Below are 19,459 nucleotides of genomic sequence, written 5' to 3'. Positions count from 1 at the left end.
AGAGCCCCGCCGTTGACACCGATGCGGATGGGAATGGACTTCCGGCGGCAGATATCCGCCACCGCTTTCACCTTCTCCTCCCCGCCGATATTGCCGGGGTTGATGCGGATGGCGTCGATGCCCCGCTCCGCGCACATCAGGGCGTATTTGTAGTTGAAATGGATATCCGCGATCAGGGGGATGGAGATCTGCTCTTTGATCTTGTCCACCGCCTCCGCCGCCGCCTGATCCGGGATGGCCACCCGGATGATCTCACAGCCCGCCGCCTCCAGTGCGTGGATCTGGGCCACGGTGGCCGCCACGTCGTCGGTTTTTGTATTGCACATGGACTGGATGGACACCGGGGCGCCGCCGCCCACAGGCACACTGCCCACCATGAGACGCTTGGTCATGCTTGTTCCTCCTTCAAAAGGGCGTAGAGGCAGCTGTCCAGCAGCTGCCCGTTCTTATAGATGCCGCGGTGCCGGACACCCTCCAGCGCAAAGCCCGCCTTTTCCAGCACCACCTGGGAGGCTTTGTTGGGAGCGTATACCTCCGCCTGGATGCGGACGAGATCAAAGGCGGCAAAGGCCTCTCGGCAGATCTGCCGCACCGCTGCCGTCATCACGCCCCGGCCCCAGAAGGGCCGTCCCAGCCAGTAGCCCAGCTCGCCGCATCTGCGATACACATCCTGTCCCCGGGTCACCGTGATGCAGCCCACCGCCTGACCACCGATCACGACGGTCCGGCTCAGCTGGTCCCGGCCCTCCCGCTCCAGGCAGTCCCGGATAAAATTATCCGCGTCCGGCCGGGTGTAGGGGCTGGGGAACACATCCCGGAGATTGGCGGCAATGCCGGGGTCATCGGCATAGCAGACCAGGGAGACGGCATCCGTCTTCCGCCAAGGCCGCAGACAAAACGCCGTCATCTCCCCCGCCTCCTTATGTCACCAGTTTGAATACGTCGTGGAAGGTCACCAGCAGCATAAAGCCCATCAGCACCACAAATCCCGCCGTGTTCACCGCCGCGGTGTACCGCTCCGGGATCTTCCGCTTGAACAGCAGCAGGCACACCGCATCCACCAGCAAGAAGAAAATGCGTCCGCCGTCCAGGGCAGGGATGGGCAGCAGGTTCATCACCGCCAGGTTTACCGCCACCAGCGCCGCGAAATAGAAGATGCGGAACCAGGCCACCCCGGCGCTGGGGGCGTCGTTGCCCACCTCCGTAATGGCGCTGACGATGCCCACCGGGCCGCTGAGGTCCTGCATAGTGGCTCCGCCGGTGACCAGCTGGGCCAGGCTGAACCACACCAGCTGCACGAAGTCCAGAGCGGTGTACCAGGTGTACTGGAGCTTCACCGGCAGTGTTGCCTCATGGGCGTAAGCGCCCACCGTCAGGCCGAAGCCCACGTAGCTGCTGCCATCCGCCGCGGTGTAGGTCTGGCGCCGGAGATCCTCGATCAGCACGTGTTCACCGTCCCGGATAACCTCCACGTCCACGGTATCGTCGGCGTACTGCAAAAACAGCGCCGCGTCTCCCGCCAGGTACGTCCGGTATCCATCCACCTTGTAGATGAGATCCCCTTCCTGCAGCCCGGTTTCCTGCTGGGCAAGCTCCGGGGCAAGGCCCACGATCTGATCGGTGTTTACCGCCGTCACATTGGCGTACAGCGCCAGCAGAATCACCACGCCGGTGAGAAAGTTCATCAGCGCTCCGGCGGCGAAAATAATGAGCTGCTTCCAGAAGCCCTGCCGGGTGAGAGAGCGCTCGTCGCCGGTGTCCTCGTCCTCTCCCTCCATGGCGCAGTACCCGCCGATGGGCAGCGCCCGCAGCGAGTACTGGGTCTCCCCTTTCTGCCGGGTCCAGATGGCCGGACCCATACCGATGGAAAACTCGTTCACCCGCACGCCGCAGAGCTTTGCGGCCGCGAAATGGCCGAACTCATGGACCGCAATGAGGATGCCGAACATGAGGATCGCCGCCAGAATAAACACAATGGTCATGCAAAAACTCCTACTTTGATTTGCGCAGGACGCTCTCCCGGGCCAGCCGGTCCGCCTCCAGAATGTCCTCCAGCGTGGGGGACGTCACCACGTCCACCTCCGCCCGGGCCCGGGCCACCAGATCCGGGATGTCGTGGAAGCCGATCCGGTCCGCCAGAAACAGCCCCACCGCCTCCTCGTTGGCGCCGTTCAAAATGGCGCAGGCAGTGCCGCCCTGGGCAGCCGCCTCCTCCGCCAGACGCAGGCAGGGAAACGCCGTCCGGTCCGGCTGGGCAAAGGTCAGCGGCGGGCAGCTGAGCAGGTCCAGCGGCTCCGCCGGATTCTCCCCCCGATTGGGGTAGGTCATGGCGTAGCGGATGGGCAGCCGCATATCCGGCGTGCCCAACTGGGCCAGCACAGCGCCGTCCCGGTACTCCACCAGGGAGTGGACGATGCTCTGCCGGTGGATCACCACCGACACCTGCTCCAGCGGCAGGCGGTAGAGCCGCATGGCCTCGATGACCTCCAGGCCCTTGTTCATCAGCGTGGCACAGTCCACGGTGATCTTGGGGCCCATGGTCCAGTTGGGATGGCGCAGGGCGTCCTCCTTGGTCATTTTGCCCACTTCGTCATAACTCATGCCGTAAAAGGGGCCGCCGGAGCAGGTCAGGATCAGCCGCCGGATCTCCCCGCGGTCGGCGCAGCCCTGGAGGCACTGGAAGATGGCGGAGTGCTCGGAGTCCACGGGAACGATCTCCGCTCCCGCCTGCTCCGCCGCGGCCATCACCAGCTCGCCGGCACACACCAGCGTCTCCTTGTTGGCCAGGGCGATCCGCTTTTTCTCCCCGATGGCAGCCAGCGTGGGCCGCAGGCCCACCATGCCCACCACCGCGGTGACCACGGTGTCCGCCTGGGGAAGCGTGGCCGCCTCTATCAATCCCGCAAAGCCGCCCACCACGGTCGTGTCCGTATCGGACACCCGGGCGCGCAGGTCCCGGGCCGCCGCCTCGTCGGTAAGGACCGCCAGAGCGGGGTGAAACTGCCGGATCTGCTCCTCCATCCGCCCGACGCTGGCGTGGGCGGTGATGGCCGCCACCCGGAGATGCAGCTGCTGCGCCACGTCCAGCGTCTGCCGGCCGATGGAACCGGTGGAGCCCAAAATGGAAATCGTCTTGCTCATAATCCCATCCTATTCCCGAAAGCTGAAAATAATCTGCATTTCTCAAACTACCCAGAGGCACCGCAGCACCAGCCACACGGCGGGGGCCGCAAAGGTGACGGAGTCGAACCGGTCCAGGATGCCGCCGTGACCCGGCAGGAGGTTGCCGTAGTCCTTGACGCCGAACTCCCGCTTGATGACGGAAAAGCTCAGGTCGCCGATCTGGCTGATGATACTGCCCACCACGCCGAAAATCAGCACCTCCTGGGGGCGCAGAAAAGCATCCTGGAGCACCCAGGCGCCCACGAACATCATGATCACCATGCCGATCACGCCGCCGATCACGCCGCCCACGGCGCCCTCCACCGTCTTCTTGGGGCTGACCCGGGGGGCCAGCTTGTGCTTGCCGAAAAGCATTCCGGCGAACAGGGCGCAGGTGTCGGAACCGAAGGAGATGCAAAGCGGGAAAAACACCAGCAGCATCCCAATGGAGGACACCATCCGCAGCCGCAGCAGGCAGGAGAGCATCAGCGGAAACACCAGGGCCCCGAAGATCGCCGCGGTGACTGCGGCAAAGGGGATGCCCCGATCCCCGTCATAGCGGTGGATGGCCAGCAGGAAGACCAGGAACACGAACACTGCTGCCAGGATGCTCACCAAGGGCAGCTGAGGCAATGCGGTGAGCTCCGCCGTCTCCACAGACATCTCCAGGTACACGCACACCGGCACCAGCGCCGCCGCCAGCACCGTCAGGGGGATCAGGGGCTTCCCCGCCTCCCCGGCCACGGCGTGCATCAGCTCCCAGGCGCCGATGGCGCACATGCCGGCCAGCAGCACCATGGTGGCCCACGCAGGGGCCCAGCCCAGTACCAGAATCAAAAACGGCACGCCGACCACGGCCACCATCACACGTTTAAACATCAAAAATCAGTCCTTATCTCTGTAAAGGATTATTTCTTCACACCGCCGAAACGGCGGTCTCTTGTCCGGTATGCCGCGATGGCCCGGTCCAGCTCCGCCTCGTCAAAGTCCGGCCAGAGCACGTCGGTGAAATAAAACTCCGAATAGGCGCACTGCCAGAGGAGGAAGTTAGAGAGCCGCAGCTCGCCGCTGGGGCGGATGATAAGCTCCGGGTCCGGGATACCGGCGGAGTCCAGGTAGGAGGAAAAGAGGCCCTCCTCCAGTTCCTCCGGCTTCCGTTTTCCGGATGCGCAGTCAGCGGCAAACTGCCGGGCCGCCCGCAAAATCTCGTCCCGGCCACCGTAGTTGAGGCAGACGTTGGCCTGGAAATCGTCCTTGGAGAGGTGCTCCGTGATCTCATCGGTCTCCTTGGCCAGGGCCCGCAGCTCCGGCGCGATGGGGGTCATGTCCCCGAAAAAGTGGAGCCGGATGTGGTCTTTCTCCATGGTGTCCACCGCTTCCATCAGATACTTCTTCAAAAGCAGCATGATGGCGGAGACCTCACTCTCGGAGCGCTTCCAGTTCTCCGTGGAGAAGGCGTACACCGTGAGGTACTTCACGCCGATGTTTTTGCAGTAGGTGGCAATGCGGCGAAAGGTCTCCGCCCCCGCCTTGTGGCCGGCGGTGCGGGGCAGTCCCCTCTTGGTGGCCCAGCGGCCGTTGCCGTCCATAATAATCGCAATATGGCGAGGCAGATCTTTCATCTGCCCCGCCGTATCGGTGGTTTTCAAAATCTCTGCCATCAGACCGCCAGCAATTCCTTCTCCTTCTTGGCCAGCAGCTCGTCGAGCTTCTTGCAGCTCTCGTCCGTCAGCTTCTGAAGGTCCTTCTCCGCCTGCTTGAGGTCGTCCTCCGTGATCTCGGAGGCCTTCTCCTTCTTCTTGAACACCTCCATGGCGTCCCGGCGGATGTTGCGGACGGCCACCTTGCCGTTTTCGGCATACTTGTGGATCTGCTTGACCAGCTCCTTACGGCGCTCCTCTGTCAGCTGGGGGAAGGTCAGGCGGATGCACTTGCCGTCGTTCTGGGGGTTGATGCCCAGGTCGGAGTTCTGGATGGCCTTCTCAATGCTCTTGAGGGCGGTGGAGTCCCAAGGGGAGATCACCAGGGCCCGGGGGTCGGGAGAGGAGATGGCCGCGATCTGCTGGATGGGGGTGGGGCTGCCGTAGTAGTCCACCATGATGCGGTCCAGCACGGCGGCGTTGGCCCGGCCCGCACGCACAGAGGCGAAGTCCGCGGAGACGGAGTCGATGCTCTTCTTCATTTTCTCTTCGTAAATCTTGTAATCCTCTTTCAACATATTGGGGTCCTTCCTTTCACTTTGCGTATTGGGAGGCGCGGAAATGCGCGGTTATTCCTTGACGATGGTGCCCACGTTTTCGCCGCACAGGGCCCGGATGATGTTCCGGGGGTCCTTCAGGGCAAAGAGCAGCACGGGGATATGGTTGTCCATGGAGAGGGACGTTGCGGTGGAGTCCATCACCATCAGGTGCTGGGCCAGCACGTCGTCATAGCTGATGGTGTCGTACTTGACGGCAGTGGGGTCCTTCACCGGATCGGCGGTGTAAACGCCGTCCACGTTCTTGGCAAGCAGGATCACGTCGGCGTCGATCTCCGCCGCCCGCAGCACCGCCGCGGTGTCCGTGGAGAAATAGGGGTTGCCGGTGCCAGCACCGAAGATGACCACACGGCCCTTTTCCAGGTGACGGATGGCCCGGGAGCGGATGTAGGGTTCCGCCACGGCCCGCATCTCGATGGCGGTCTGGACCCGGACGGGGATGCCCTTCTGCTCACACACATCCGCCACGGCCAGGCAGTTCATCACCGTGGCCAGCATGCCCATGTGGTCGGCCCGGGTGCGCTCCATGGCGCCGCCGCTGTTCTTGGCGCCCCGCCAGAAGTTGCCGCCGCCTACCACCAGGCCCACCTGAACGCCCATTTCCAGGCATTCCTTGATGACATCGCAGACCCTGCCGATCATCTCAAAATCCAATCCCGTGTGCTTGTCGCCGGCCAAGGCCTCGCCGCTGATCTTCAGCAGGACGCGCTTGTAAACAGGCTTTGCCATGACAAAAACCTCCGTTATTCAAAATGGAATTCATACGGGTCTATTTTATCGTATTTTTCCTTATTTGCAAAGGGGGTAGACAAAAGAATTTCCGCCCGGGTTGGTTTTCCCGCCGGAAAGACTGACCGGCTGACCGCTCAAACAAAACGAGGGAACGGCTTTTGCCGTTCCCTCGTTTTGTTCATTCTCCGCATTTTTCCGTCAGCAGCCGGATGAGGGTGTCCTTCCCCTCCCCTTTTTCCGCGGAAAAAGGTACCAGGGCATCCTCCTCCGTCAACTCCAGCGTCTCCCGGATCAGCTGAAGCGCCGGTTCCACCTGGCTCTTTTTCAGCTTGTCCAGCTTGTTGGCCACGATGATCTCCGGGCAGCCGGTCTGGCGGAACCAGTCGTGCATGGTCACATCGTCGGCCGTGGGCTTGTGGCGGATGTCCACGATCAGCACGCCGGCGGTGAGGATCTCCCCCTCGTCCTGAAAGTAGCTGTCCATGAGACGCCCCCAGCGCTCCTTCTCTGCCCGGGAGACCTTGGCGTAGCCGTACCCCGGCAGGTCCACCAAATAGGCCTTTCGGTCCACCAGAAAGTAGTTGATCTGGGTGGTCTTTCCCGGAGAGGCACCCACATAGGCCAGGTTCTTCCGGCCCAGCAGGCGGTTGATCACCGAGGACTTGCCCACGTTGGACCGCCCGGCAAAGGCGAACTGGGGCAGACCGTCCCGCAGGAAGTGGGCTTTGTCCGCGGCGGAGCGGACAAACTCCGCTTTTTGAAAATTCAGTGCCATAGGGCCTCCTTCACTGCCGCAGGGCGGCTTCGGTCTTTTCCCGGGCGGGGGCAAACGCCGCCACCGGCTCTGCCGTCTCCTCCCGGGCAGGGACGTTCTCCGTCCCTACCAGTGCGGCGGCAAACACCTGGTCCACCGTCTCCACCGGCACAAAATGCAGTGCCGCCCGGACGGTCTGGTCGATCTCCTCCAGATCCCGCACGTTGTCCTTGGGGATCAGCACGGTGCCGATGCCGTTGCGCAGGGCGGCCATGGTCTTTTCCTTCAGTCCGCCGATGGGCAGCACCCGGCCCCGCAGTGTGACCTCGCCGGTCATGGCGATGCCCGCCCGGATCTTCCGCCCCGTCAGGGCGGAGAGCATGGCGGTGGTCACCGCGATGCCGGCGGAGGGGCCGTCCTTGGGCACCGCGCCCTCCGGGAAGTGGACGTGGATGTCCTTGGTCTTGTAGAAGTCCTCCTCGATGCCCAGCACCGTCGCCCGGCTGCGCAGGCAGCTCAGCGCCGCCTGGGCGGACTCCTTCATCACGTCGCCCAGATTGCCGGTCAGCTCCAGCTTGCCGGAGCCCTCCATGACGTTGACCTCCACTTCCAGGATCTCGCCGCCGGCCTCGGTCCAGGCAAGGCCGTTGACCACGCCGATCTCCTCCTTCTCCGTGTGGAGCGCCGGGGGGAAGGGCTGGCAGTCCAGCAGAGCAGGCAGGTCTTTTTCTGTAACGGTAATACGCTTTACAGTTCCTGTCAACAGACGCATATCCGCCTTCCGGCAGAGAGCCGCCAGGCGCCGCTCCAGCTGCCGGACACCGGCCTCCCGGGTATAGTCCCGGATGACGGCCCGGAGCACGTCGTCTCCGATGCGCAGGCTCCCCTTCTTGAGTCCGTGCTCTTCCAGCTGCTTGGGCAGCAGGTGGCGCCGGGCGATCTGCACCTTTTCCTCGTCGGTGTAGCTGGAGAGCTGGATCACCTCCATCCGGTCCAGCAGGGGCCGGGGGATGGTCTCAGTGGTATTGGCAGTGGTGATGAAGAGCACCTTCGTCAGATCCACGGGGATCTCCAGGAAGTGGTCCCGGAAGGCGTGGTTCTGCTCGCTGTCCAGCACCTCCAGCAGCGCGGCGGCAGGGTCGCCCCGATAGTCGCTGCCCATCTTGTCGATCTCGTCCAGAAGAAGCAGCGGGTTCATGGAGCCGCTGCGGCTGATGGCCTCGATGATGCGTCCGGGCATAGCGCCTATGTAGGTTTTGCGATGGCCGCGGATGTCCGCCTCGTCCCGGACGCCGCCCAGGGAGATACGGGCCAGTTTCCGGTTCAGGGCCTTTGCCACCGAGATGGCGATGGACGTCTTGCCCACGCCCGGAGGGCCTACCAGGCAGAGGATCTGGCCCTTCCCCTCCGGATTCATCTGCCGGACGGCGATGGTCTCCAAAATCCGCTCCTTCACCTTCTCCAGGCCGTAGTGGTCCCGTTCCAGCACCTTGCGGGCAGCCTCCACGCTGACCCGTTCCTTGGTGGTCTCCTTCCAGGGCATCTCCAGGCACACGTCCAGATAGTTGCGGATCACAGCTCCCTCAGCACTGCCGAAGGGCTGCTTGGCCAGTTTGTTCACTTCTTTGAGCAGGTGCTTTTCCGTATCCTCGTCCAGCTCCAGCGCCACGATCTTCTGGCGGTAGGTCTCCACCTCATCGTCATCGTCCGTCTCGCCCAGCTCGTTTTGCAGTACCCGGATCTGAGTACGCAGGATCTGCTCCCGCTGGCTGCTGACCAGCTGGTCCCGGACCTTGCCCTCCAGCTCGTGCTCGAAGCCCAGGACATTGTTCTCCCGGGCCAGAAAGCTGTTGAGCTTGCGCAGCCGGGCAAAGGGAGAGATCTCCTCCAGGATCTCCTGCTTATCGGTAAAGCGCAGCGCCACATTCTGGGCGATGTAGTCCGCCAGGAAGCCGGGGTCCCGGCTGTCCAACACGGTGGTGAGGACCTCCTCGGCAATGCCACCGGCCATCTCGGCGTACTCGCTGAAAAGATGGTAAGTCTGGCGCAGCAGCGCCTCGGTGCGGGGACTCTTGCGGAAGGCCTCGGAGGGTTCCTCCTCCGGCAGAGCCTCCACGTTGGCCTGGAGGTAGGGCTCCACCTGCCACAGCCGCTTGAGCCGGGCCCGCTGGCGCCCCTCCACCACGCAGCGGACGGAGGTGGACGAGAGCCGCAGGATCTGGCTGATGTGGGACACCGTGCCCACAGCGTACAAATCCTTTTCCTCCGGCAGATTGACGCCGATCTCCCGCTGAGTCACCAGGAAGATCTCCTGGTCCTCCTCCATGGCCCGCTCCAGGGCCGCGATGGAGATGCGCCGCTCTACGTCGAAGGTCAAGGTCATATGGGGAAACACCGTCAGGCCCCGGAGGGCCAGGACGGGAATATTCCAGTTGGTCAGTTCCATAGGAATTTCCTTTCTTGGGGGAAACACGCGGAAAGGGGGCGCCGAACCTGCGGCGTCCCCTTTCTTTGTTGTTTAAGACGCCGACGCGGGGGTGGAAGAGCCGCTGGCGGACTTTTCTCCCTTGCCGGTGTTCAATTTCACGGAATAGCTGATCTTGTTGGGGTCCCGGGTCAGTTCCGGCTTCCCGGCGCCTTCCACGCACTCCCGGGTGATGACCACCTTGGAGATGGTGGGGTCGGAGGGAACGTCGTACATGATCTGGGTCAGCATCCCCTCCATCACGGCCCGCAGACCACGGGCGCCGATGTTGCGCTCGATGGCCTTGTCGGCGATGGCATCCAGCGCATCCTGGGTGAATTCCAGGTCCACGTCGTCGTATTCCATCAGCCGCTTGTACTGCTTGACCAGCGCGTTCTTGGGCTCGGTCAGGATGCGCACCAGGTCCTCCCGCTTCAGCGCGTTCAGAGAGGCGATGATGGGAAGGCGGCCCACCAGCTCGGGGATCAGGCCGAACTTGAGCAGGTCGTGGGGCTGGACCTCGTGGAGAATCCGGCTCAGGTCCTTGTCCTTCTTGCCCTGGACGTTGGCGCCGAAGCCGATGCTCTTCTGGTCCATGCGCCGCTCGATGATCTTCTCCAGGCCGTCGAAGGCACCGCCGCAGATGAAGAGGATATTCTTCGTGTTCACCTGGATGAACTCCTGGTGGGGGTGCTTCCGGCCGCCCTGGGGCGGCACGTTGGCAACGGTGCCCTCCACGATCTTCAAAAGAGCCTGCTGCACGCCCTCACCGGAGACATCCCGGGTGATGGAGGTGTTCTCGCTCTTGCGGGCGATCTTGTCGATCTCATCCACGTAGATGATGCCCCGTTCGGCCCGCTCCACGTCGAAGTCTGCGGCCTGCAGCAGCCGCAGCAGGATGTTCTCCACGTCATCGCCCACGTAGCCGGCCTCGGTGAGAGTAGTGGCGTCGGCAATGGCGAAAGGCACCTTCAAGATGCGAGCCAGGGTCTGGGCAAAGAGAGTCTTGCCGGAGCCGGTGGGGCCCAGCATCAGAATATTGCTCTTTTGCAGCTCCACATCCTCGTCGCCGCCGAAGAAAATGCGCTTATAATGGTTGTAAACCGCCACGGACAGGGCCACTTTCGCCTCGTCCTGGCCGATGACGTACTGATCCAGCACGTCCTTGATCTCCCGGGGCGTGGGCAGCTCATCGGGGACATCGTCCACCGCGCCGCCCTCCAGATCGTCGAATCCATCGTTGAGAATGCTCATGCAAAGCCGCACGCACTCATCGCAGATCCGCACGCCGGGCCCCTGGATCATCCGGCGAACCTGCTGCTCGTGCTTGCCGCAGAAGGAGCAGCGAAGGGTCTTCTTGCCGTCGTCGTTCATGGTATTACCTCAGTTTCTGGAGTTGCGCTTTTAAGATGATTTCTTGGGCAGAATGATCTTGTCGATCAGGCCGAACTCCTTGGCCTCATCGGCGCTCATGAAGTTGTCCCGCTCGCAGGCGGCGGTGACTTCCTCCACCGGTCTGCCGGTGTTCTCCGCCAGGATGCGGTTCATGCGCTTTTTGATGGTCTCCAACCGCTTGAGGTGGATGGCCATATCGGTGATCTGGCCCTGGGTGCCGGCAGAGGGCTGATGGATCATGATCTCCGCGTTGGGCAGGGCAAACCGCTTGCCCTTGGCACCGGAGGAGAGCAAAAATGCGCCCATGCTGGCGGCCATGCCCACGCAGATGGTGGAGACGTCGCACTTGACGTACTGCATGGTATCGTAGATGGCCATGCCGTCGGTGACGGAGCCGCCGGGGCTGTTGATATAGAACTGGATATCCTTATCTGGGTCCTGGGCTTCCAGGTACAGAAGCTGGGCAACCACCAGACTGGCGGTGGTGGCGTTGACTTCCTCGCCTAAAAAGACGATCCGGTCGTTCAGCAGTCGGGAAAAGATGTCGTAAGACCGCTCACCCCGGTTGGTCTGCTCCACTACGTAAGGGACTAAGCTCATTGGTATAACCTCCTTGGCTGGCCGCGCTTTGCGGCCGTTGACAGATTTGTCCTCCCAAACCCGATGCGTCCCGCTCCCGCGGGCAAGTATGGCAAAAGCGCCCCGCTCCCGTGAGGCAGCCGGCGCCTATGCCATACCACGCACCCATCCTACTACAGGTGCCGTGCTGAAATCTGTCAAAGCGATGTAGAAAAGCACGGGCCGGCAGAGCGGCTTCACACATCACCGGCCTGCCACGGTACAGTATACCCGGAATTACTTGGATTCAACGGGCTCCTCGTCCTCTTTTTTCACCGCTTTTTTGGTGGTCTTCTTCGCGGGCTTCTTCTCCTCGCCCTCCTCAGCGGCGTCGGCGGCCTTCTTGGTGGTCTTCTTGGCCGTCTTCTTCTCCGGCTTGGTGGCGGTGGCGCTGTCCACCACCACGGCCACGGCCTTGCGGCTGATGACCTGGTCGCGGATCTGCTCGGGCTGGAGATACTTCTTCACGGTATCCAGCTCCATGTTGTACTGCTCAGCCAGCTTCTTGAACTCGGCCTCCACTTCCTCATCGGTGGCTTCCAGGTTCTCGGCCTTGATGATGGCGGCCATGGCCAGATCCATCCGCACCTGACGCTCGGCGGGCTCCTTGGCGTCGGCGAGCAGCTTGGACTCCTCCATGCCGGTCATCTTCAGGTACTGGTCATAGGGGATGCCCTGCTGGGCGATCTGCATCTTGAAGTTGTCCAGGAACTGATGGGCCTGGTTCTCCACCATGGCATCGGGGATGTCGGCGGTGATGTTGGCAGCCACCTGCTCCATCAGGGCGTCCTCAAAGGCCTGGTCGGCGGCCTTCTGGCGCTCCTCGGTGATCTTCTTCTTCAGGTCGGCCTTTAGATCCTTGAGGGTGTCGAACTCGCTGACGTCCTTGGCGAACTCGTCATCCAGGGCGGGAACTTCCTTCTCCTTGACCTCGTGGACCTTCACCTTGAAGACCACGGCCTTGCCGGCCAGATCCGCGTGATAGTCCTCGGGGAAGGTGATGTCCAGATCCTTCTCGTCGCCGGCCTTCACGCCAATCAGCTGCTCTTCAAAGCCGGGAACGAAGCTGTGGGAACCCAGCTCCAGGCTGTGGTTCTCACCCTTGCCGCCGTCGAAGGGCTTACCGTCCAGGAATCCCTCGAAGTCGATGACGACAGTGTCGCCCTCCTTGGCCTCCCGGTCCACGCTCACGAGGCGGGTGTTGCGGTCAGAGAGCTCCTTGAGGCGCTCGTCCACGTCAGCGGCGGTGACCTTCACCTCGTCCTTGGGAGCGGAGAGCTCCTTGTACTGACCCAGAGTGACCTCAGGGTACACGGGAGCGGTGGCCTTGAAAGTAAAGCCGTCCTTCGTGCACTCGCCCACCAGCTCCACGGTGGGATAGCCCACGACCTGGAGCTCCTGCTCCTTCACAGCGGCCTCATAGGCATCGGGGAACGCAATATTGATGGCCTCCTCGAAAAACACCTCTGCGCCGTACATGCCCTCGATCACCTTACGGGGGGCCTTGCCGGGACGGAAGCCCGGAACGTTGATCTTCTTGCGCATCTTCTGATATGCCTTTTCGATGGCAGCCTGAAACTCTGCCGCACCCACCTCAACGGTCAGCGCGACCTGACTTTTTTCCAGTTTTTCACAGCTTTTGACACTCATTTTGTTTACTCCTCCGTTCATCACCAGTCAAACGCCGGTGCGAATTGATATTTTACCAGAAAAATCTTGAAATTACCAGCCTTTTTTCGTTTAATCACAAATTTTTTTTGGGACAAAACCCAGATAGTCTGCGGAAATCAGGGAAAAGGCCGTGTTTCCCCGCGTTCCCTCGATGCGCCGGCGGATCACCGGGCCGTGGAGATGGCCGTAGCAGCACTGCTCCACGGAGTACTTTTCCAGCATCTCCAAGATCTCCCGGCACTGGTATCCCTGGTACAGGGGCGGATAGTGGAGAAAGCACCAGATGGGCTTTCCCTCCGCCGCCTTCAGCGACGTCTCCAGCCGCCCCACCTCCCGATTGAGGACTTTGGCGTTGTGGGGCTTCTGGTCCTCCTCGAAAAACCATCCCCGGGTGCCGCACAGGGCGTGCTCCCCATAGAACTGGCAGTTGTTGTGGAGGAATTCAAAGGTGGTGAATCCCTTCTCCGCAAAGAAGGCACTCATCTTCGAGACCGTGGACCACCAGTAGTCGTGGTTTCCCTTGAGGAGAATCTTTTTGCAGGGGAACTGCTCCAGGAAACGGAAATCCGCCTCCGCCTCCGCCATGGACATCCCCCAGGAGGTGTCCCCCGCCAGGATCAGCACATCCTCCGCCGTCAGCTGACTCAGGGACGATTCGATGCGGCTGACATAATTTTCCCAGGCAGGTCCGAAGACCTCCATGGATTTGTTCACCGCCAGGGAGAGGTGCAGATCCCCGATGGCGTAAAGGGCCATAAGCGCCCCTCCTTCTTATTGGGATTATTCCGGGCCTCTCTCCCGTCACTTCAAAAAGTCCAGCACTACGCCGTCCATGCACGCCTTCTCGCAGGTGAGGTCGAAGCGCCGCGCCTTGCCCTTCAGGGCCGCCAGGCGCCGGGGAACCGGCGTACCGGTGACGTCGTGAAGCTGGTCCAGCAGCTCCAGCCCCTTCCCTGCCGGAGTCTGGCCGATGGCGGAGAGCACATGGTCGCAGAACTTATAGGGGGACGCGGTGGAGGCGAACACAGTCACCGTCTTGTCGCCGGTGGCGGCGCGGTACTGTTCCATCACATTGGCCGCCACGGCGGTATGGGTATCGATGAGGTAGCCGTAGTCCTGATAGTACCGGCCGATGGTGGCGGCGGTGTCCTCCTCGCCGCAGAAGCCGCCCCAATACTGGGTCTTCAGCGCCGCCTTGATGGCATCGGAGACCTCATAGCGGCCATCCCGGGCCAAGGCCTCCATATAGCCCCGGACCTCTGCGTCGTTCTGGCCGGAGAGGTCAAAGAGCAGCCGCTCCAGATTGGAGGAGACCAGGATGTCCATGGAGGGGCTCATGGTGGTGTGGAAGGGACGGTTGCGGTCATAGACGCCGGTGCGCAGGAAGTCCGTGAGGACGTCATTGCGGTTGGAAGCGCAGATGAGCATGTGGACCGGCAGGCCCATGCGCTTTGCGTAGTAGGCCGCCAGGATGTCGCCGAAGTTTCCGGTGGGAACGCAGAAGTTCACCTCCTGGCCCATGGTCAGCTTCCCCTCCCGCACCAGATCGCAGTAGGCGGAGATGTAGTAGACCACCTGAGGCAGGATGCGGCCCCAGTTGATGGAGTTGGCGGAGGAGAGGAAATAGCCCCGCTCCGCCAGGGTCTCTCGGATGGACACGTCGGAGAAGATGCGCTTGACCCCGGCCTGGGCGTCGTCAAAGTTTCCCACCACGGCACACACGCCCACGTTGGCGCCGTCCTGGGTCAGCATCTGGGTCTCCTGAACCTGGGAGACGCCGTCCTTGGGATAGAACACCAGGATCTTAGTCTGAGGCACGTCGGCAAAGCCCTCCATGGCGGCCTTGCCAGTATCGCCGGAGGTAGCCACCAGGATGCAGGCGGTCTTGGGCTCCCCGGTCTTGCGCAGCGCGGCGGAGAGCAGCTGGGGCAGCATCTGCAGTGCCATGTCCTTGAAGGCGCTGGTGGGGCCGTGCCACAGCTCCAGACAATGGGTGGTCTCATCCAGGGTACGGACCGGCGCCACGGCGGCAGTGTCGAACTTGTCGGGGCCGTAGGCGTTGTGGGCGAAGGCCGTCAGCTCCTCCTCCGTGTAGTCCGTCAGATACAGACCCATTACCTTGGCCGCCCGCTCCTGATAGGACGCCGTCAGCAGCCCCTCCAGAAAGGCCCGGTCGATCTGCGGGATCTCGGTGGGGGTCAGGAGACCGCCGTCCCGGCTCAGGCCCATTTTCACGGCCTCAGCGGACGCATAGCGCAAAGAGCGGTCCCGTGTACTCAAATACTTCATTGTCTGTTCCTCGCTTTCCAGGCAGTTTGGCTGATACAGCCGTTATGCAAACGCATCCTCCAGGTAGACTACGTTGGGTGCGCCGTTTTCCGAACAATAGACCTCCGCCACATCAAAGCGGGCGGGGGCGTCGATCTCGTGGGTGCTGAGATACAAAGCCGCCGCGGTGCGCAGGCGTGCCTGCTTGCGCCGGTCCACCGCCTCCCGGGGCAGCCCGCAGGCGGTACCGGTGCGGAGCTTCACTTCCACAAAGCAGATGGTACCCTTCCGGTCCCGGGCCACCAGGTCCAGCTCCCCGAAGCGGCAGCGCCACTGGCTGGCAAGAAGGGTGTATCCCTTCTTCCTCAGGTACCGGGCCACCTCCGCCTCTCCCCGGTTCCCCAGAGCCTTCGCGGTACTCATTTCTTCCGGGCCTCCCACTTTTTCAAAAAGGTCCGCCGGTGCTCCGGACAAGGACCGTATTCATCCAGCATGGCATAGTGGAGCTTGGTACCGTATCCCTTGTGCCTGGCAAACTGGTACTGGGGGTAGCGGCTGTCCAGCTCCGTGGAGACGTACCGGTCCCGGCTGACTTTGGCCAGGATGGAGGCCGCCGCGATGGAGGCGCTCTTCCCGTCGCCGCCCACCAGGCAGAGATGGGGCGCAGTGACGGCCACGGTGCTGCCATGGTCCCGGTTGCCGTCGATCAGGCACAGGTCCGGCGTCCGGGAGAGGCCGTCAATGGCCCGCTGCATGGCCAGCATCCGGGCATTCAGGATGTCCATCTCGTCGATCTCCGCTGCGGAGACGGAGGCCACACAGTACGCCTCCGCCTGGGCGGTGATGCGCTCATAGAGGGCCTCCCGCTTCTTTTCTGTCAGCTTCTTGGAGTCGTTGAGGCCGGGAAGGTCGATCTCCCGGGGCAAGATGACGGCGGCGGCGTACACCGGCCCCGCCAGGGGCCCGGCCCCCGCCTCGTCCACACCGCAGAGGGTGTCATACCCGGCAGCCCACTCTTCCCGTTCATATGTCCAAAGGTCCATGGTCATCGCTCCTCCAGTTTCCACCTCTTGGCCAGAATCCGATAGACACCGCCCAGAGTCTGCTGCTCATACAAATGATACGCGGCTGGAGATACCTGCTCCAGCGGCTCGGAATGGTTGAGAAACTCCCCTGGATCGTCCTCCTGTATCTGATATCCGGTCAAAAGGAAGTCCCGGCGTCTGCGGTCAAAGTTCTCCCGCAGCAACCGCATCTTTTCCTCCTCATCCTCCAGCTCATACAGGCCGCACAGCTCCGAACCGGCGGGGTTATCCAAGTAATTCACAGAAAAACCTACCGCAGCCACACCGAAAAACTCCAGTTCCCCAGGAACCAGCTGATCCTCCCGATTCCAATACCGCGTATGCAGCAGTACCCGGGTATCCCGACAATCCGGCAGCACCTCCAGACGGAACATGGTCCCGTCAAAGTTCGTCAGCAGCAATTTTGCGCTCATATGTCCTCCGGCAGTTCCAGTGTAAAGCGTCCCAACTTGCCGCCTCGGAACTCGTCCAGCAAAATCTTTGCCATCCGCTCTGTGTCCACTTCCCCGCCGGAGATCAAAAAGCCCCGCTTTTTCCCGGCGGCGCAGAGCAGCCGGTAGCCCCAGGCCACGTCGTTTTCCTCCGCCTCCCGCTCCGGGATGCCGGGGAGCTTATAGGCGGCGGAGAGGGCCTCCGGGTACTGCGTCCCCAGGTAGGCCATCAGGTGGCAGCCTAGGGTCTCCACGTCCAGGATATCATCCTTCACGGCGCCGGTATAGGCCAGGTTCAGTCCCACGCTCTGGTCCTCGAACTTGGGCCAGAGGATACCCGGAGTGTCCAGCAGTTCCAGGTTCTTGTCAATGGGCACCCACTGCTTGGAGCGGGTGACGCCGGGCCGGTCCTCGGTCTTGGCGGTCTTGCGGCCCGCCACCTTATTGATAAAGGTGGACTTGCCCACGTTGGGGATGCCCAGGATCATCACACGGACCACCCGGCCCGCCTGCCCCTTTTCCGCGTAGGCCCGGAGCTTATCCGCCAGCAGCTCCCGCACGGCGGCGGCAAACCGGGCGGTGCCCTGTCCCCGCTTGGCGTCGGATTCCAGCACAGCGTAGCCTCTGGCCCGGAAATAGGCGGCCCAGCGGTCAGTAGCGGCCCGGTCCGCCTGGTCCGCCCGGTTCAAAACCACCAGCCGGGGTTTCCCCGCCGTCAGCTCGTCCACATCCGGGTTCCGGCTGGAGACGGGGATTCTCGCGTCCAAAATCTCGCACACCGCGTCCACGTTTTTGATCTGCTCGGCGATCATACGCCGGGTCTTGGTCATGTGACCGGGATACCATTGAATATTCATGCGTCCACCCCGCCGATCAGGCCAATGCGGCCAAAGTCCCGTTTTCCGGTGGCCTCGTCCGCCCCCGGGAAGGCCAGGAACACCGCCCGCCCGATGACATAACGGGTATCCACCGTGCCGAGGCTTGCGTCCCGGCTGTCGCTGGAGTGGTTCCGGTTATCGCCCATGACGAAAATACTGCCCTCCGGCACCGTCAGGGGGAATTCCGTGCCCTCCTCCACAAAGGTCAGCTCGTTGATATAGTCCTCCTCCAGCAGCGCACCGTCCACGTAGACCGCGCCGGTCTCAAAGTCGATGTCCACCGTCTGGCCGCCGGTGGCGATCACCCGCTTGACGATGGGCTCACCGCCGGCAAAGGCCCCTTTTTGGATAATGACAATGTCGCCGTATTTGTATTCTCCGCTGAGAAGGGAAGTGGTCACCAGCAGCCGGTCCCCGTCCTGCAGGGTGGGGACCATGGAGTGGCCGTCCACACCGATCAGGCGGATGCAGAAGGTAAACACCAGTACCACCACCAGCACGGAGCAAACCAGCGCCTGCACCCACTCATAAAGGTCCCGGCTCTCTTTCTCCTCCGCCTGTTTGTCCTGTTCCTTTTCGCTCATGCTTGTTCTCCTCAGTTCAAAATTCCCACGCGGCTCCAGTCCCGCTGGTCCGTGTCCGCCGTGGGACCCGGCACCGCCAGCAGCAGCGCCCGGCCCAGCACGCAGCGGGTATCCACCGGTCCCAGCGCGGAATCCCGGCTGTCGTCACTGTCGTTGCGGTTGTCGCCCATGACGAAGATGCAGCCCTCCGGCACCGTCAGGGGGAATTCCGTGCCCTCCTGCGTCCAAGTGGGTTCCCGGGTATAGGGCTCCTCCAGCGCCGTGCCGTCCACATAAACCACACCGGCGTCAAAATCGATGTCCACCGTCTGGCCCTCCGTGGCGATCACCCGCTTGACGATGGGCTCGCCGCCGTAGAAATCATCTCGCTGCAAGATCACGATGTCGCCCTGCTCATAGGTGCCGCACAGCCAGTTGTTCAGCACCACCAGCATATCCTGATCCTGCAGGGTCTCCCGCATGGACTCTCCCGACACCCGCACGATCCGCACCACAAACGTGAAAATCAGCACCACGGTCAGGACGGAACACACCAGCGCCTGCACCCACTCATAGGCACCGCGCCCCTCTGTCTGTTTCTTTGACGGCATTCCGCGCCTCCTCAGAGCCAATGTCATTTTAGAATAATCTTTTACAGTATAACAAAGAACTTCCCAAATCACAAGGGAAAGCGTTTCTTTTTTCCGCAGGGTACGAAAAAAGAGAGGCGCAAGCGCCTCTCTTTGATCTGCTTCTTACAGCTTCTCCTTGACCTTGGCACCCTTGCCGACGCGGCCACGCAGGTAGTACAGCTTCGCACGCCGCACAGCACCGTTGCGCACCACCTCGATGGTGTCGATGGAGGGAGAGTGAACGGGGAAAATCTTCTCCACGCCGACGCCGTAAGAGATGCGGCGGACGGTGATGGTCTCCTCGATGCCGCCGTGCTTCTTGGCGATCACAGTGCCCTCGAAGATCTGGATACGCTCGCGGGAGCCTTCCTTCACCTTCACGTGGACACGGACGGTGTCACCGATCTGGACGGGAGCAACCTCGTTGCTCAGAGTTTCCTTGTTCAGTTCCTGAATGAGATTCATGGGTTTTTCCTCCTAATGTATAGGCGTTCATGCCGTCTCAAATCCCGAACACGCGGCGCCATTCGGCGCCTGTGCGGCAGAGGA

At 62.2% G+C, this 19,459-nt stretch carries 22 protein-coding genes; all 22 read right to left on the bottom strand.

The genetic code is table 11. The features are described 5' to 3' along the window. A partial coding sequence (locus QZL67_RS08680; RefSeq protein ID WP_292920163.1) for a flavodoxin-dependent (E)-4-hydroxy-3-methylbut-2-enyl-diphosphate synthase occupies positions 1–392 on the bottom strand: 392 nt, incomplete at its 3' end. Continuing rightward, complete coding sequence (locus QZL67_RS08675; RefSeq protein WP_022290335.1) at positions 389–907, bottom strand: GNAT family N-acetyltransferase; 519 nt, start codon at positions 905–907, stop codon at positions 389–391. The genes QZL67_RS08675 and QZL67_RS08680, both read right to left, overlap by 4 nt. 13 nt (positions 908–920) lie before the next feature. Beyond that, positions 921–1,982 (bottom strand): RIP metalloprotease, encoded by a 1,062-nt coding sequence (locus tag QZL67_RS08670; RefSeq protein WP_022290334.1) that lies wholly within the window; start codon positions 1,980–1,982, stop codon positions 921–923. 10 nt (positions 1,983–1,992) lie between these two features. Further along, positions 1,993–3,141, bottom strand: coding sequence for a 1-deoxy-D-xylulose-5-phosphate reductoisomerase (locus QZL67_RS08665; protein WP_022290333.1), 1,149 nt, complete (start codon positions 3,139–3,141; stop codon positions 1,993–1,995). Positions 3,142–3,183: 42 nt separating this feature from the next. Continuing rightward, positions 3,184–4,041 carry a phosphatidate cytidylyltransferase gene (locus tag QZL67_RS08660; protein ID WP_022290332.1) on the bottom strand — a complete coding sequence of 286 codons (858 nt, stop codon included), beginning with the start codon at positions 4,039–4,041 and terminating at the stop codon, positions 3,184–3,186. A 29-nt stretch (positions 4,042–4,070) separates the two neighbouring features. Further along, the gene (locus QZL67_RS08655) at positions 4,071–4,823 is read right to left on the bottom strand and encodes an isoprenyl transferase (protein WP_022290331.1); all 753 of its coding nucleotides are present in this window, start codon (positions 4,821–4,823) and stop codon (positions 4,071–4,073) included. After that, complete coding sequence (frr, locus tag QZL67_RS08650) at positions 4,823–5,380, bottom strand: ribosome recycling factor (RefSeq protein WP_022290330.1); 558 nt, start codon at positions 5,378–5,380, stop codon at positions 4,823–4,825. The genes QZL67_RS08655 and frr overlap by 1 nt, the downstream gene beginning before the upstream one ends. A 51-nt stretch (positions 5,381–5,431) precedes the next feature. Beyond that, complete coding sequence (gene pyrH / locus QZL67_RS08645; RefSeq protein ID WP_022290329.1) at positions 5,432–6,148, bottom strand: UMP kinase; 717 nt, start codon at positions 6,146–6,148, stop codon at positions 5,432–5,434. Between the two features lie 181 nt (positions 6,149–6,329). After that, positions 6,330–6,926 carry a ribosome biogenesis GTP-binding protein YihA/YsxC gene (gene yihA, locus QZL67_RS08640; RefSeq protein WP_022290328.1) on the bottom strand — a complete coding sequence of 199 codons (597 nt, stop codon included), beginning with the start codon at positions 6,924–6,926 and terminating at the stop codon, positions 6,330–6,332. Positions 6,927–6,936: 10 nt separating this feature from the next. Continuing rightward, on the bottom strand, positions 6,937–9,351 hold the full coding sequence (gene lon, locus QZL67_RS08635) for an endopeptidase La (protein WP_022290327.1): 2,415 nt from the start codon (positions 9,349–9,351) through the stop codon (positions 6,937–6,939). A 72-nt stretch (positions 9,352–9,423) separates the two neighbouring features. Continuing rightward, positions 9,424–10,743, bottom strand: a complete 1,320-nt coding sequence (clpX, locus tag QZL67_RS08630) for an ATP-dependent Clp protease ATP-binding subunit ClpX (RefSeq protein ID WP_022290326.1) — start codon at positions 10,741–10,743, stop codon at positions 9,424–9,426. Between the two features lie 30 nt (positions 10,744–10,773). Beyond that, positions 10,774–11,364, bottom strand: a complete 591-nt coding sequence (locus QZL67_RS08625) for an ATP-dependent Clp protease proteolytic subunit (RefSeq protein ID WP_022290325.1) — start codon at positions 11,362–11,364, stop codon at positions 10,774–10,776. 255 nt (positions 11,365–11,619) lie between these two features. Continuing rightward, complete coding sequence (tig, locus tag QZL67_RS08620) at positions 11,620–13,032, bottom strand: trigger factor (protein ID WP_022290324.1); 1,413 nt, start codon at positions 13,030–13,032, stop codon at positions 11,620–11,622. 90 nt (positions 13,033–13,122) lie between these two features. Beyond that, positions 13,123–13,809: a metallophosphoesterase gene (locus QZL67_RS08615; RefSeq protein WP_022290323.1), complete on the bottom strand. Its 687-nt coding sequence runs from the start codon at positions 13,807–13,809 to the stop codon at positions 13,123–13,125. A 45-nt stretch (positions 13,810–13,854) separates the two neighbouring features. Further along, a complete protein-coding gene (gene thrC, locus QZL67_RS08610; protein WP_022290322.1) occupies positions 13,855–15,342 on the bottom strand; it encodes a threonine synthase in 1,488 nt (495 codons plus the stop codon). Between the two features lie 42 nt (positions 15,343–15,384). After that, complete coding sequence (locus QZL67_RS08605; RefSeq protein ID WP_022290321.1) at positions 15,385–15,744, bottom strand: YraN family protein; 360 nt, start codon at positions 15,742–15,744, stop codon at positions 15,385–15,387. Beyond that, complete coding sequence (locus QZL67_RS08600) at positions 15,741–16,364, bottom strand: ribonuclease HII (RefSeq protein ID WP_022290320.1); 624 nt, start codon at positions 16,362–16,364, stop codon at positions 15,741–15,743. The genes QZL67_RS08605 and QZL67_RS08600 overlap by 4 nt, the downstream gene beginning before the upstream one ends. A 2-nt stretch (positions 16,365–16,366) precedes the next feature. After that, positions 16,367–16,819 (bottom strand): hypothetical protein, encoded by a 453-nt coding sequence (locus QZL67_RS08595; protein WP_022290319.1) that lies wholly within the window; start codon positions 16,817–16,819, stop codon positions 16,367–16,369. After that, positions 16,816–17,694: a ribosome biogenesis GTPase YlqF gene (gene ylqF, locus QZL67_RS08590; protein ID WP_022290318.1), complete on the bottom strand. Its 879-nt coding sequence runs from the start codon at positions 17,692–17,694 to the stop codon at positions 16,816–16,818. Before ylqF ends, QZL67_RS08595 begins: the two co-directional genes overlap by 4 nt. Next, positions 17,691–18,299 carry a signal peptidase I gene (gene lepB, locus QZL67_RS08585; RefSeq protein ID WP_022290317.1) on the bottom strand — a complete coding sequence of 203 codons (609 nt, stop codon included), beginning with the start codon at positions 18,297–18,299 and terminating at the stop codon, positions 17,691–17,693. The genes ylqF and lepB (QZL67_RS08585) overlap by 4 nt, the downstream gene beginning before the upstream one ends. Positions 18,300–18,310: 11 nt before the next feature. Continuing rightward, positions 18,311–18,889 (bottom strand): signal peptidase I, encoded by a 579-nt coding sequence (gene lepB / locus QZL67_RS08580; protein ID WP_022290316.1) that lies wholly within the window; start codon positions 18,887–18,889, stop codon positions 18,311–18,313. A 144-nt stretch (positions 18,890–19,033) separates the two neighbouring features. Beyond that, entirely contained in the window at positions 19,034–19,375 is a 342-nt protein-coding gene (gene rplS / locus QZL67_RS08575; RefSeq protein ID WP_022290315.1) for a 50S ribosomal protein L19, read from the bottom strand. Between the last annotated feature and the right edge of the window lie 84 nt (positions 19,376–19,459).

Origin of the sequence: Oscillibacter sp. CAG:155, assembly GCA_000436875.1 — a bacterium.
Classification (GTDB): Bacteria; Bacillota; Clostridia; order Oscillospirales; family Oscillospiraceae; genus Oscillibacter.
The sequence above is the reverse complement of the archived record's forward strand: the minus strand, read 5'-3'. Positions and strand labels throughout refer to the sequence as shown.

Coding starts and splice junctions, on each gene's coding strand:
- pyrH (WP_022290329.1), bottom strand. CDS start 6,148: ATGGCAAAGCCTGTTTACAAGCGCGTCCTGCTGAAGATCAGCGGCGAG.
- frr (WP_022290330.1), bottom strand. CDS start 5,380: ATGTTGAAAGAGGATTACAAGATTTACGAAGAGAAAATGAAGAAGAGC.
- QZL67_RS08670 (WP_022290334.1), bottom strand. CDS start 1,982: ATGACCATTGTGTTTATTCTGGCGGCGATCCTCATGTTCGGCATCCTC.
- QZL67_RS08660 (WP_022290332.1), bottom strand. CDS start 4,041: ATGTTTAAACGTGTGATGGTGGCCGTGGTCGGCGTGCCGTTTTTGATT.
- yihA (WP_022290328.1), bottom strand. CDS start 6,926: ATGGCACTGAATTTTCAAAAAGCGGAGTTTGTCCGCTCCGCCGCGGAC.
- QZL67_RS08655 (WP_022290331.1), bottom strand. CDS start 4,823: ATGGCAGAGATTTTGAAAACCACCGATACGGCGGGGCAGATGAAAGAT.
- thrC (WP_022290322.1), bottom strand. CDS start 15,342: ATGAAGTATTTGAGTACACGGGACCGCTCTTTGCGCTATGCGTCCGCT.
- QZL67_RS08595 (WP_022290319.1), bottom strand. CDS start 16,819: ATGAGCGCAAAATTGCTGCTGACGAACTTTGACGGGACCATGTTCCGT.
- tig (WP_022290324.1), bottom strand. CDS start 13,032: ATGAGTGTCAAAAGCTGTGAAAAACTGGAAAAAAGTCAGGTCGCGCTG.
- QZL67_RS08605 (WP_022290321.1), bottom strand. CDS start 15,744: ATGAGTACCGCGAAGGCTCTGGGGAACCGGGGAGAGGCGGAGGTGGCC.
- lepB (WP_022290317.1), bottom strand. CDS start 18,299: ATGAGCGAAAAGGAACAGGACAAACAGGCGGAGGAGAAAGAGAGCCGG.
- lepB (WP_022290316.1), bottom strand. CDS start 18,889: ATGCCGTCAAAGAAACAGACAGAGGGGCGCGGTGCCTATGAGTGGGTG.
- ylqF (WP_022290318.1), bottom strand. CDS start 17,694: ATGAATATTCAATGGTATCCCGGTCACATGACCAAGACCCGGCGTATG.
- QZL67_RS08625 (WP_022290325.1), bottom strand. CDS start 11,364: ATGAGCTTAGTCCCTTACGTAGTGGAGCAGACCAACCGGGGTGAGCGG.
- QZL67_RS08665 (WP_022290333.1), bottom strand. CDS start 3,141: ATGAGCAAGACGATTTCCATTTTGGGCTCCACCGGTTCCATCGGCCGG.
- lon (WP_022290327.1), bottom strand. CDS start 9,351: ATGGAACTGACCAACTGGAATATTCCCGTCCTGGCCCTCCGGGGCCTG.
- clpX (WP_022290326.1), bottom strand. CDS start 10,743: ATGAACGACGACGGCAAGAAGACCCTTCGCTGCTCCTTCTGCGGCAAG.
- QZL67_RS08600 (WP_022290320.1), bottom strand. CDS start 16,364: ATGGACCTTTGGACATATGAACGGGAAGAGTGGGCTGCCGGGTATGAC.
- rplS (WP_022290315.1), bottom strand. CDS start 19,375: ATGAATCTCATTCAGGAACTGAACAAGGAAACTCTGAGCAACGAGGTT.
- QZL67_RS08675 (WP_022290335.1), bottom strand. CDS start 907: ATGACGGCGTTTTGTCTGCGGCCTTGGCGGAAGACGGATGCCGTCTCC.
- QZL67_RS08615 (WP_022290323.1), bottom strand. CDS start 13,809: ATGGCCCTTTACGCCATCGGGGATCTGCACCTCTCCCTGGCGGTGAAC.